Origin of the sequence: Staphylococcus caeli, assembly GCF_051413795.1 — a bacterium.
Taxonomy (GTDB): domain Bacteria; phylum Bacillota; class Bacilli; order Staphylococcales; family Staphylococcaceae; genus Staphylococcus; species Staphylococcus caeli_A.
This window is the reverse complement of sequence record NZ_JBOIRQ010000001.1, coordinates 24,322-37,398: the sequence shown is the minus strand read 5'-3', so window position 1 is coordinate 37,398 and position 13,077 is coordinate 24,322. Positions and strand designations below refer to the sequence as shown.

The following is a 13,077-nucleotide window of genomic DNA, read 5'->3' as shown; positions in this document are numbered from 1 at the left end:
TTACTCCTTATTTCTTATCTTTATTTTCATATTGTTTTCGTGTAGCTTCTAATCGTTGAATCACGTTTGGATCTCTTTTTTGTTTATTATTTTTCCCTAGTATGAATATTGGTTCAAAGTGTCCATTTTCATATCCTAACGATAATGAAGTAATTGGGACTAATCCTTTTGTGAAAAATTCCATAGTTAAATGTGCCATAACATCATAACCTGTTTTATTGCGAATATCTGCAATAATTAAGACATCTTGGTGTGGCACAGCAACTAACATTTCACCTTCACATTGTTCTTGAATTTCATTTAAAAATGATGTATTCAATATTCTGCTCGCATCGTATCCATCATTTGAATTTACAAAGTAAAAAATATTGCCTTTGACTTCATCCGTCGTATATTTATTTTCTAATTTTCTTACATTGAATAAAGCCATTTCTTTCAATTGTTGTTTAGTCACATTCATTTCTTGAAGCATTGCTTCATCTATCAGACGATAGGATTTGCCTAAGTCCACAGCATAATATATGTTTGTTTCAGCTGTATGTTGATCAATAACAAAGGCATTGCCATTTTTGTCTTTTTTATCAAAACTAGGAGATCTCAGCACTGGCATAACTTGAATTTGGTCGCTATGCGTAAGTGATTCTCCTTTCATTTGTTCAATCGCTTCTTCAACATAATATATAATTTCATCTACTATTTTTTCTTTTTGAGATTTATACTTTGCTACAATTGGATTTATTTTGACAGTAACGCCTTTACCATTATCAACTCTTGATATACGTAGCGTTTCGTCTTCGCGATTAAAACTAAATTTAACATCTAAATGTTTCAATCGTTCTTTTAATTTATCTCTCATTTGAAAGACATTCATGATTAACACTCCTATTTGCGTACCTTATTACAGTTTACAATAAATATACCCTTAGTAACAGAAAAAATGTATGTTCTAAGGGTATAATTTTTATTAAATCATTTTCAATTTATTTTTCTATAATTCTGCTAAAAATGAGTCGATTTGCGCTATCGTTTTACGCTCTTTACCAATATAACTTCCTATTTGTTCACCATTTTTGAACACTAAAAAACTAGGAATTCCCATAATACCATGGTCTATACAAATATCCATAAATTTATCTCTATCTACTGATATAAATGTGTATTCTGTATACTTTGCTTCTAATTGTGGTAATTCAGGCTCAATAACCTTACAATCTGGGCACCAGTCAGCAGTAAATAAAAAAACTGTCTGTTGTTGTTTTAATTCCTCGAATTGTTGTTCACTTTCTAATTGTTTCATCATTGTTCACTCCTATATTTTAACGATATTGTAGTTCTTCTATTTTAGAGTTATCCAATTCTGTAATTGAATGTTTTAATAAAGCTCTAGCTGCTTCATAGTCTCTCATATCAAACACTGCATTCGTACTATGAATATACCGTGCACAAACACCAATAACTGCAGTTGGTATCCCTATATTCGCTTTATGAATTTCTCCACCATCTGTACCACCTGGTGAAATATAATATTGATAGTTTATCTTATGATTATCTGCAATGGCTAACAAATAGTCTCTAAAAGTTGTTTTTAACAGCATTGTGCCATCTTTAATTCTTATTAATGTTCCTTCTCCTAATTCTCCTGATAAATTTTGTTTACCTTTCATATCATTGGCTGGAGAACAATCTACTACAAAAGCAAGATCAGGATCTATTAATTCAGCAGATGCACGTGCACCTCTTAAACCAACTTCTTCTTGTACATTCGCTCCAACATACAAATCGAAATCAAGTTCAACATCTTTTAATAATTCTAGTAATTCAATGCCTATGAGGCAACCGTATCGGTTATCCCATGCTTTACTAGCAAAACGATGTTCTGACAATTGAGTGAAAGGTGTATCCGGTGCAATTGCATCGCCAATTTCAATACCACGTTGCCTTACTTCTTCTGCACTTTCAGCACCAATGTCTAGTAACAAATCTTCAATTTTCGGTGCGCCTTCGTTTCCAGTTCTAAAGTGTTTTGGTATATTGGCCACAATTCCAATAATCTCTTCGCCTTTTCTAGATTGTACCTTCAATCGTTGACCTTGCCATATATCTGTTGCAACGCCACCCAAATTTGTAAATTGAATCATACCGTTTGATGTAATATGTGTAACCATAAATCCAATTTCATCCATATGTGCAGCAACCATAATACGTTTTGGATTTTTAACTTTAGAGCGTTTAACACCATAAAAGCCACCCATTCGATTATAAACAAATGTATCAACTAAAGGTTCCATTTCTGATTTTAAATATGCTTTTACGTTGTCTTCAAAACCTGCTACGCCGTGTAGCTCTGTTAATGTTTTCATTCTTGTTAATGTCTTTTGCTTATCTATGTTCAACATCGCTCACTCCTTTATATTTATTATATCATCTTCGTTATGGTAAACTATTAATATGACTTTATTGGGGGTAAATTATGTTATGTTGAATAAAAAGAATTGGTTCCTAATCTTATTTATTTCGCTAACAGCTTTTGTCGGATCCATTTATTTTTATAAACGTCAAAATCATCTACAATATCAAGATCCAGAGAAAATAACAGCAGAAATCAAAACGTATTTTATGCACGTTGTTGGATCATACATATTGAAAGAACCAATTGCGTATAAGAAATCCGATACAGAATATATAGTCTTTCAAGGTGGCATCACAACGAGACATGATGACACACTAATTTACTATACTTTTTATGCCGATGCCGTCAGTGGCGAAATAATAGATATTTGTGAATATGAATAAAGTAATTAAGGTTAAAGTTATGAACATGAGTGAGCCTGGGACATAAATAGATGTCTCAGGCTCGTTTTCAATTAGTCAGTAGATGACTGTATAGAAAATGTATAATCCCATTGCTTATTTTTTAAGTTAGTGAGTGTTATACCTGAGCTTCAGCTCAGGTTAACTTTTCAATCCTAGTCATCCTTGCCGGGGTGGGACTACGAAATCTTTAATTAAAAATGGAATTTCAGTCCCACTCCCACTACGTATTGTTCATCACTTTAACCTTTTTAATTTCTCGCTATAAAAGTTTCAATCTCAGTCATATCATCTTTATTAAATTTAACCGCAAAATAATCCACATCATGATAATATATGAACCAATAATCCTGAAATATGAAATTTGGTATTAAACGCTCTTTCTCCCTTATAGATTGCATAGGATAATCATCATAAGCTGTTACCCATAAAGGATTTCTATGAGCAACTGTTGGAAAGATATCTCCCATATGAACTGCCTTTTCACCGGCGCTTTCAATAGTAATAATACAATGACCGAAACTATGTCCACCGGTATGTATCATAGTAATACCTGGTACAACTTCCATGGACTTATCAAACAACAAGAGTCTATCTTGGAAATCACCGTTATTTTTCTTCCAGTACGTGGATTTACTGCGTATATTGGGACTTTGAAATTCATGCCATTCATCTTGTTGGATAACATGTACTGCATTAGCAAAGATAGCATTACCCTCACTATCGACGAGTCCAGATGCATGATCGAAATGCATGTGCGTCATTAACACATAGTCTATATCTTCAAGTGACACATCTAAAGCTTTTAAATCTTCTTCAATGTGACTTTCATATTCCGCACCAAAATTTCGTCGCTCTTTTTCAGTCAATTTACCTGAACCTATGCCCGTATCGATTAGAATATTTTTTTCATTTGCTTGAACTAAAATCGGATGCGTTGGCAATGGTATTTGATTTTTATCATTCACATCATATTTCTTAGTCCACAGTACTTTAGGTACAACGCCAAACATTGCACCACCATCTATATTTGTGATGCCTCCATTTAAAGCATGTATATGATAATCACCTATTTTCATTGTTTAACCCTCCTAATGCATATTCAAAGAATTCTCTGCTTAGATTTTATACTAATACAAAGCATAGTATACGTAAAATAATGTGAAATTTAATAACAATTATCTTTTGCTTCTATCAATCGAAAATATTTTCTTACCCGTCTAATTGTATAAAAAAAACAGGTTAAGACATCAATAATGTCTCAACCTGATTTTGTCTATGAAATTCTATTTAATGAAATTTCGCTTCCATGCGATAAATTCTAGAACCTTTATCAGAGAATTTCTTCTCATATTCAGTTTCAATGTTATCTTCAACATCTTCCTGATGTAAGTTCAAGTTAATTTTTGTGAAATACATACCGAACTGAGACATACTTTCTAAGCTATACGCAAACAATCCACGGTTATCCGTTTTAAAATGAAGTTCTCCATCATTTTTTAATATTTGCTTATATAACGCCAAGTATGTTTTATATGTCAGGCGACGTTTGGTATGTCTTTTTTTCGGCCAAGGATCAGAGAAATTCAAATAAACTCTACTAACTTCACCATCTTTAAAGTAATCATTCAGTTCTATAGCATCGTTGCAAATAAGTTTGATATTAGTTAATCCTTGTTCCACAACTTTATCTAAGACTTTTATCATGACACTCTTTTCACGTTCCATAGATATGAAATTGATATCTGGATTTTTTGCAGCAAGCGTTGTAATAAACTGTCCCATGCCAGAACCAACTTCAATATAAATTGGACGATCATTACCAAACCACTCAGTGATTTGACCTGCATGACTACCATCAATATCGACTATATTCGGTTCTTTTTTTAGATAGTCTTCAGCCCAAGGCTTGTAACGCATTCTCATTTTAATGACTCCTTATATAAAAGCATTGTTAGTCATCACTTCATTTAAAAAGTTTAACCACAAGTTCATATCTTTATAACGTTTCTGCTCTTCATACCACTGCACCATACCAATGGATTGTACGACCGTATACCATTTCATACGTTTTTGTAAGTCAATCGAATCCTTGGTATCGTATACATTTAACCATTCAGTCCATTTTTGTTCAGGAACGTAATTGTATAGCAGCATACCCAAATCAATTGCAGGATCAGCGATCATTGCACCTTCCCAATCTACCAAAAATAATTCGTCATGATCTGATAGTAACCAGTTATTATGATTAACATCACCATGAACTACAGTATAAAATCGGGGGTCAAGTACGGGCATATGGTCTTCTAAATATGTTAATGCCTTTCTAACGACATGATGCGTTAATACATCTCTAGATAAAGAAGCATTAATCTTATTTAAAAGTATATCTGGTGTAATCGGCTCCATTTCCATACGTTTCAACATATTTAATAATGTTTTTGAGTTATGGATTTTCTTCAATAATTGCGCAACACGTTGCTCATGCATTTCGTTGAAAGTAAGTTCTCTACCGTTTTTCCAATGTTGTGCTGTAACGACTTCACCGGTTTCAATACGTTTCGTCCATACAAGCTTAGGTACAATACCTTCTGCAGATAAAGCTGCAATAAATGGATTTGAATTTCTCTTTAAGAATAGTTTTTGTCCATCTTGTTCAGCCATATATGCTTCACCTGATGCACCGCCTGCTGAGTCAAGCGTCCATCCCAATTGATAAAACTGCTCCAACACGTTCACCTCACTTTCAATTAGAAAATGGCTCCAGAAAAACAAATTTCGAGAGCCATATATAATCATTTTTATAACAAATAATCTCGAATTTTTATTATAACTTATGTCGCCTCACTATGATTATGACTAACACAATGTCCCTTATAATTAAAATTCATATAATATTATTCACTGACTTTCTATTTATAGTAACTTTTATAGCATACCATAAAATGACCTCAAACAGAGCAATATTTTTAATATTTCTCTATCTTTTTTACAAGAAATTATTTACGTTCAATTTCAAGACTCATAAAAGATTTTATAATGTTTGAGTTTTAATTTCAACCAATAATGAGAAACAAAAAGTCACTTTTTACTTTCTCAGTTTTGGTTAAATTAGTTAAACGGCTCAGTATGCATTATAGCATAATTTAGCACCAAATTTTGCTATAATTTTTATCCATTTTTAGAAAATATTAACTATGTCTGTCAATATATCTATTAAAGCCTTCTTGTAATGATTTAGTAATCGCACCTACTTCACCATTACCCACGCTTTCGCCATTCAGTTTAACTACAGGCATAACTTCAATTGATGTACTAGAAACAATAATTTCATCAGCATTTTTTAAGAAATCTAAATTGAATGTCTCTTCTATAAATGAAATGCCTTTATCTTCAGCAATCTTTTTAATCACCATACGTGTAATACCATTTAAGATATAATTATTGACTGGGTGTGTATAAATCGCACCATCTTTAATTGCATAAACATTACTAGATGATCCTTCGGTAACAATGTCACCACGATGCTGAATTGCTTCTTGTGCATTGTATTTAGCTGCATATTCTTTTGCTAATACATTACCTAATAAGTTTAAACTCTTAATATCACATCTCAACCAACGTACATCTTCCGTTGTAACTGCATTAATACCTTCTTCTAATGACTTATATGGTCTATCGTATGATTTAGTAAACGCCATGATATTAGCTTCTACTGCAGGTGTTGGAAATGCATGGTCACGTGGTGCTGTCCCACGAGTCACTTGGATATATACACCACCATTAATCACATCGTTTGCAGCTAGTAGTTCTTGGATAAGTTCAGTAAATCCTTCAACACTATGCTTTAAATCCAAACCAATTTCTTTGGCACTGCGTAAGAGTCTTTCAAAATGTTCTTGCGCTGTAAATACACTTCTATCATATACTCTAATATATTCATAAATACCATCGCCAAATACGTAACCTCTGTCATTATAAGAAACTTTAGCATCTTGTTCGTCTACAAGTGTTTCATTTATAAGTACTTTTGTCATAATTATTCCTCCACGCACAATTTATATAACGCTTCTAAATAAATACTTGTTGCATTAAATAATTGCTTTTTAGTAATATATTCATTTTTTTGATGCATTAAATCCTCAGAATCACTGAACATTGCTCCAAAAGCAACCCCTTTATCAAGGTTGCGCGCGTATGTTCCGCCACCAATTGTATATGGCTCTGTATCATCGCCAGTTTGATTTCTATATGCTTGAACTAAGTTTTGAACAAACGGATCATCTTTCGCGACATAATGTGGCGTTTGGTTCTTGCCTAATTGAATTGAAAAACCAAGTCCCTGTATCTCATCTTTAAATCTTGTTAACGCATCATCAAATTCAAAACCTTCTGGATATCTTAAATTAATGCCAAATGTACCGCCTTTTTCACTGTCATATTGAATGATTCCAATATTTGTTGTTAAGTCACCCATCACATCTGTATGGAACTTCATACCCATTTTTTCTCCAAAATCAGAATTAAATAGATATCGATCACTAAACGAAACAAAATTAGCAGCTGTCTTATCTAAATCTAATTGTGCTAAGAAGTTTAATAAGTATAGGCCAGCGTTCACACCAATTGACGGATCCATACCATGTACTGCTTTTCCGTACACAGTTAACACGAGTATTCCACTGTCAACAACGCTCTCTCCTTCAACTTCATGTTCGCTTAAATATTGTTCAAAGTTTTGAATAACATCTGTCATATTTTCTTTAACAGCTAATTTCGCAACTGCTTCATCAGGAACCATGTTATATCTTTGGCCTGACGTAAACGCTCGTAATTGGTATTCAGGCTCGTCTTGATCTTCAGCTTTCACATCTTGAATCACATCAAAAGTACTAATGCCTTTTTCACCATGAATCGCTGGAAATTCTGCATCTGGTGCAAAACCTAATTGCGGCATTTCTTCTGTTTCAAAATAACGATCTGTACACTTCCAATCAGATTCTTCATCAGTTCCAATAATAATATGTATACGTTTTTTACAATCAACATTCATATCGTTTAAAATTTTCACAGCATAGTAGGCTGCAATTGTTGGACCTTTGTCATCTAAAGTACCACGTGCAATTACTTTGTCTTCAGTTACTACTGGTATAAATGGATCTGAGTCCCATCCATCTCCAGCCGGTACAACATCTACATGGCAAAGGATACCGAATACATCTTCGCCATTACCAGCCTCAATACGGCCTGCAATATGATCTACATCATGCGTGCCAAAACCGTCTCTTTCTGCAATTTCATACATATAGTCTAAAGCTTTTCTTGGACCTGGACCGACCGGGTATTCTTTCGTAGCTTTATCATCTTCTCTAACACTTTCGATTGAAAGTAATCCCTTTAAGTCTTCTAATATAGCATCTTCATATGCTGATACTTTTTCTCTCCACATTTGTAATCAACTTCTTTCTTATAGCGAATATAACTAATATTTTACATGAAGTGGCGTAGAAACTACAGTGAGATACTATTATTATTCAAATATTTATCTGTTATGTTTTTGAATTAAACAGTTCAAACGTTGTTTTTACGACTATAAAAAAACTGTACTACTATCAATTGTTTTGCCGTACTATTATCTTTCAATTTACTGTACAAAAAAAGACCGAGACAACTTTAGAAATTGTCTCAGTCTCAATGATAATAAAAATCAAATCGTATTATTTGTTTTTATTGCCATTATTTTTTAATTCATCTTCTGTAACAACGCGTAAGTTGTTTGATGGGTCTGCAGCACCTTCATCAGTAAATCTTGCTTCATCAATGTGCTCCTCATCTTTACCAGAAACGTTTGAAAAACGATCTTTTTGTTCATTAATGAAACCTTTAGGATCTTGTTTCACTTTTGAAGCATAACCTTTAGGGTCTTGTTTTACTTCATTATATGTTTCACCAGCTTTTGAACTGATTTGGCTAGCGATATCTTTCGCATTTTGTTTATAAGATTCTGGATTAGATTTGTATTTACTATACTCATCTTTTAATTTGTTTCTATTTTCCTTTTTAGAAAGTAGGACAGCTGCAGCTGCACCACCTATACCAATAATTGCTTTAAATAATTTTGACATATTAATACACCTCTTCTTTATTTTATATCTAATAATTTAAAATCTTCCTGAGTTAAATGACGATATTCTCCTGGTGCCAGTGTTGAATCAAGTTGTAAGTCGCCAATACTAATACGTTTCAATGCCTCAACTTCATTGTCTATCGCATGAAACATACGTTTAACTTGATGATAGCGTCCTTCATAAATTGTGACAAGTGATTTGTTCACTTCATCACTATGGACTAACTTTGCAGGTTTCGTCAATCCCTCATTCAATTCAATACCCACTTTAAATACATTTATATCATTTTTTGTAATATTTTTTTTAGATATTACTTCATACGTTTTTGGAACGTGCTTTGATGGACTCATTAATTGGTGATTAAATTGTCCGTCATTTGTAATTAATAACAAACCTTCTGTATCTTTATCTAATCTGCCAACTGGAAATAAATCCAAGTACTTATATTCATCAATTAAATCCAACACTGTTTGATGTTGTCCATCTTCTGTTGCTGAAATATAACCTTTAGGCTTATTTAGCATGAGATATACTTTATCGATGTAATCTATACGCTTATCGTTTACCGATATAATATCAATTTCTGGATTGATTTGTATTTTCGGTGAAGTTTCAATCTTGTCATTAATTGTGACGCATTTCTTTTTTAACAACTGTTTCACTTCTGTGCGTGTACCTACACCCATATTCGATAAAAACTTATCTATACGCATTATATCAATCCTAGTTTACGTCTAATTTTATTTGGGATATCTCCTAAGAATTGATCCGCAAGTCGTGTTTTCATTGTAATACTACCGTATATAAGCATACCAACAGCAACACTTACAACAAGAATGACTAAAGCACCTATTTTGCGTTCTGGTGAAATAAACATTTGTAAAATAAAGAATGTCAATTCGACACCGATCATCATAATGAAACCGTATAAGAATATTTTCCCAAAGTGTAACCATGTTTCACTAAAATTAAATCTTGCATATTTTTTAAGAATGTAAAAATTACATAACACTGCAAATAGTAATGCAATTGCTGTACTTAAAATTGCACCAGCTGTATGGAAAGCTACAATAAGTGGTGTGTTTAAAATAATTTTTATTACCACTGCTGCTAATATGACAAATACTGTTAATTTTTGTTTATCTATACCTTGAAGCATGGATGCAGTTACACTTAATAATGCGATTAATATCGCTACGGGTGCATAATAAAACAACAATTGACTTCCGTCAACATTATAGGTATAGAAAACTGTATATAATGGTAATGCTAGGGCCATAATACCTAAACTTGCTGGCACTGTTATAAACATCAATACACCTAACGATGTACGTATTTGTCTATGCATTTCGTTTAATTGCCCTGATGCATACGTTTTTGTAATAAACGGAATTAAACTTACCGCGAAACCAGCTGACAGCGAAGTCGGAATCATAACAATTTTATTTGTTGTCATATTTAAAATTGAAAAGAAATAATCATGTAAGTTACTCGCTACTCCTGCTATATTCAAAGCACTATTATGTGTAAATTGATCCACTAAATTAAATAACGGGAAGTTCAAACTTACAATAACGAATGGGATACTATACGAAATAATTTCTTTATACATTTTTCCGTAAGAAACATCCATACCGGTGTTATCCGTTGCAACCATTCTTTCGATATTGCCTTTTCTCTTTCTCCAGTAATACCACAAGACAAAAATGGCTGCGATTGCGCCAATTGCAGCTGCAAAAGTTGCGACACCATTGGCTGCGAGCACACTGCCGTGGAATACATTTAATACTAAATAGCTACCAATCAAGATAAATAATATTCGAGCTACTTGTTCTATCACTTCGGATACTGCAGTTGGTCCCATTGATTTGTAACCTTGGAATACACCGCGCCATGTCGCTAATAGTGGAATGAAGATAACTACAATACTAATAATTCTAATAATCCATGTGATATCATCAACGGTCCAAACACCTTTAACATCACCTTTATTAGCCAATGTTATTGATGCAATACTTGGAGCCAATAAATATAGAAGTAAGAAACCAATAAATCCTGTTATTGTCATAACTATAAAACTAGATTTATATAACTTTTCACTAATTCTATATGCACCTAAAGCATTATATTTCGATACATACTTTGATGCTGCTAAAGGGACACCTGCAGTTGCAATTGCGATGGCAATATTATAAGGTGTGTACGCATAGTTGAAAGGCGCCAAATTTTTCTCGCCACCAATAATTGCATAAAATGGAATAATATAAATTACACCTAATACTTTAGTAATTAAAATGCTTAGTGTAATTAAAAAGGTTCCCCTCACTAATTCTTTATTTTCACTCATTCAGATCTTCCTATCTCAAATTAATTTTTACACTCGTAAACTTAATAATAACGTTATAACTACTTTTTTTCAAAACTATATTACTATAAAATTAACACTATCAGGTTAAGGGAGGCAATAAAATGTATCAAACAATTATCATAGGTGGCGGACCAAGTGGACTCATGGCAGCTGCTGCAGCGAGTCAAAATAACGAAAATATTTTGTTACTTGAAAAGAAAAAAGGACTTGGTCGCAAACTAAAAATTTCTGGCGGCGGCCGCTGTAATGTAACAAATCGACTTCCTTACGATGAAATCATAAAAAATATTCCTGGAAACGGTAAATTTTTATATAGTCCATTTTCAGTATTTGATAATGAATCGATTATTCAATTTTTCGAATCTAGAGGTGTACTTTTAAAAGAAGAAGATCATGGTCGTATGTTCCCTATTTCTAATAAAGCTCAAGATGTTGTAGATGCATTAATCAACACATTAAAACAAAATAACGTAGAGATACAAGAGGAAGCTACAGTAACTAACATTGAATATACAAACACACAGTCATTTATAGTCACTTTAAATGATCAACAACAATTTGAAAGTCGAAGTTTAATTATTGCGACCGGTGGCACAAGTGTCCCACAGACAGGTTCAACTGGGGATGGTTATAAATTCGCAGAACAATTAGGTCATACAATAACAGAACTATTCCCTACCGAAGTTCCAATTACATCTGAAGCATCCTTCATTAAAAATAAACGCCTAAAAGGCTTAAGTTTGAAAGATGTTGCACTTTCTGTCTTAAAAAAGAATGGAAAAACACGTATCACGCATCAGATGGACATGTTATTTACACATTTTGGAATAAGTGGACCTGCTGCTTTAAGGTGCAGTCAATTCGTTTATAAAGAACAGAAAAATCAAAAACGTAACGATATACAAATGCAAATCGACGTTTTCCCAGAACTTTCACACCAAGACCTAGAACACAAAGTTAGAAAAATGCTTGAAAATACACCAGACAAATACGTAAAAAATAGTTTGCATGGCTTAATCGAAGAACGATATTTGTTATTCATGATTGAAAAAGCGCAGATATCTGATGATGTAACAGCACATCATATTTCAAACGCACAAATCACTCAACTTGTAACATTATTGAAAGGATTTACTTTTCCTGTAAATGGGACATTATCGATTGAAAAAGCATTCGTGACTGGCGGTGGTGTTTCACTTAAAGAAATACAACCTAAATCTATGATGTCAAAAATTACACCAGGCCTATTTTTATGTGGCGAAGTACTTGATATCCATGGATACACAGGTGGTTATAATATTACGAGCGCTCTTGTCACGGGCCATGTTGCCGGTTCCAATGCTAGCCTTTATACAACAGAATAACATTAGCAACACATATAAAAAGGCTGAGACAACATCATGATTGTCTCAGCCTCAAACTTTATATTAAATTAAAGCATTAGATACTTTTTATCTCTAATCCTTCGTCGCCCCATTCATCCATGCCGCCTTCAACATTTACAGCGTGTACACCATTTTGTTCTAAATACTGAACAACTTGTGCACTTCTGCCTCCAGCTTTACAAATAATGTAGTACGTATCATTTTCATTAAATTGTTTCAATTGATCTGGAATAGTGTTCATTGGGATTGTTTGAGCACCTGGAATAATTCCCATTGCAGTTTCTTCATCTGTTCTAACGTCAATTAAATTGACTGGATTTGCATCTAAGATTTTCTCTTTTAGTTCGCGTATTGTAATAGATTCCATCATTTAACCCTCCATTTT

General features: G+C 33.1%; 14 protein-coding genes. 2 read left to right on the top strand and 12 right to left on the bottom strand.

What is annotated here, in order from left to right; translation table 11 throughout:
- Window positions 1–7: 7 nt before the first annotated feature.
- The 3 genes from ACSULM_RS00200 to ACSULM_RS00190 all read right to left on the bottom strand — a co-directional run bounded on the left by ACSULM_RS00200 (window position 8) and on the right by ACSULM_RS00190 (window position 2,393).
- A complete protein-coding gene (locus ACSULM_RS00200) occupies window positions 8–871 on the bottom strand; it encodes a DUF1444 domain-containing protein (RefSeq protein ID WP_436854140.1) in 864 nt (287 codons plus the stop codon).
- Between the two features lie 117 nt (window positions 872–988).
- Window positions 989–1,297: a thioredoxin family protein gene (locus ACSULM_RS00195; RefSeq protein WP_436859765.1), complete on the bottom strand. Its 309-nt coding sequence runs from the start codon at window positions 1,295–1,297 to the stop codon at window positions 989–991.
- 19 nt (window positions 1,298–1,316) lie between these two features.
- Window positions 1,317–2,393, bottom strand: a complete 1,077-nt coding sequence (locus ACSULM_RS00190; protein WP_436859998.1) for a M42 family metallopeptidase — start codon at window positions 2,391–2,393, stop codon at window positions 1,317–1,319.
- 82 nt (window positions 2,394–2,475) lie between these two features.
- Between ACSULM_RS00190 and ACSULM_RS00185 the strand changes: the two genes are divergently transcribed.
- Entirely contained in the window at window positions 2,476–2,793 is a 318-nt protein-coding gene (locus tag ACSULM_RS00185; protein ID WP_436859764.1) for a hypothetical protein, read from the top strand.
- Between the two features lie 269 nt (window positions 2,794–3,062).
- Here the strand turns inward: ACSULM_RS00185 and ACSULM_RS00180 are convergent, their stop codons facing one another.
- The 8 genes from ACSULM_RS00180 to ACSULM_RS00145 form a co-directional block, all read right to left on the bottom strand.
- Window positions 3,063–3,890 carry a YtnP family quorum-quenching lactonase gene (locus tag ACSULM_RS00180; protein WP_436859763.1) on the bottom strand — a complete coding sequence of 276 codons (828 nt, stop codon included), beginning with the start codon at window positions 3,888–3,890 and terminating at the stop codon, window positions 3,063–3,065.
- A gap of 211 nt (window positions 3,891–4,101) precedes the next feature.
- On the bottom strand, window positions 4,102–4,737 hold the full coding sequence (trmB, locus tag ACSULM_RS00175) for a tRNA (guanosine(46)-N7)-methyltransferase TrmB (RefSeq protein WP_436859762.1): 636 nt from the start codon (window positions 4,735–4,737) through the stop codon (window positions 4,102–4,104).
- Window positions 4,738–4,749: 12 nt separating this feature from the next.
- Window positions 4,750–5,541: a phosphotransferase family protein gene (locus tag ACSULM_RS00170; protein WP_436854145.1), complete on the bottom strand. Its 792-nt coding sequence runs from the start codon at window positions 5,539–5,541 to the stop codon at window positions 4,750–4,752.
- 461 nt (window positions 5,542–6,002) lie between these two features.
- On the bottom strand, window positions 6,003–6,848 hold the full coding sequence (gene dat / locus ACSULM_RS00165) for a D-amino-acid transaminase (RefSeq protein ID WP_436859761.1): 846 nt from the start codon (window positions 6,846–6,848) through the stop codon (window positions 6,003–6,005).
- A 2-nt stretch (window positions 6,849–6,850) separates the two neighbouring features.
- Window positions 6,851–8,260: a dipeptidase PepV gene (gene pepV, locus ACSULM_RS00160; protein ID WP_436859760.1), complete on the bottom strand. Its 1,410-nt coding sequence runs from the start codon at window positions 8,258–8,260 to the stop codon at window positions 6,851–6,853.
- Window positions 8,261–8,528: 268 nt separating this feature from the next.
- Window positions 8,529–8,936, bottom strand: coding sequence for a YtxH domain-containing protein (locus ACSULM_RS00155; protein WP_436854148.1), 408 nt, complete (start codon window positions 8,934–8,936; stop codon window positions 8,529–8,531).
- A gap of 17 nt (window positions 8,937–8,953) precedes the next feature.
- Complete coding sequence (locus ACSULM_RS00150) at window positions 8,954–9,652, bottom strand: pseudouridine synthase (RefSeq protein WP_436859759.1); 699 nt, start codon at window positions 9,650–9,652, stop codon at window positions 8,954–8,956.
- Window positions 9,652–11,286: a putative polysaccharide biosynthesis protein gene (locus ACSULM_RS00145; protein WP_436859758.1), complete on the bottom strand. Its 1,635-nt coding sequence runs from the start codon at window positions 11,284–11,286 to the stop codon at window positions 9,652–9,654. The genes ACSULM_RS00150 and ACSULM_RS00145 overlap by 1 nt, the downstream gene beginning before the upstream one ends.
- 122 nt (window positions 11,287–11,408) lie before the next feature.
- Between ACSULM_RS00145 and ACSULM_RS00140 the strand changes: the two genes are divergently transcribed.
- Window positions 11,409–12,671 carry an NAD(P)/FAD-dependent oxidoreductase gene (locus ACSULM_RS00140; RefSeq protein WP_436859757.1) on the top strand — a complete coding sequence of 421 codons (1,263 nt, stop codon included), beginning with the start codon at window positions 11,409–11,411 and terminating at the stop codon, window positions 12,669–12,671.
- A gap of 76 nt (window positions 12,672–12,747) precedes the next feature.
- Here ACSULM_RS00140 and ACSULM_RS00135 read toward each other — a convergent pair whose 3' ends face one another.
- Window positions 12,748–13,059 carry a rhodanese-like domain-containing protein gene (locus ACSULM_RS00135; RefSeq protein WP_436859756.1) on the bottom strand — a complete coding sequence of 104 codons (312 nt, stop codon included), beginning with the start codon at window positions 13,057–13,059 and terminating at the stop codon, window positions 12,748–12,750.
- Window positions 13,060–13,077 lie beyond the last annotated feature (18 nt).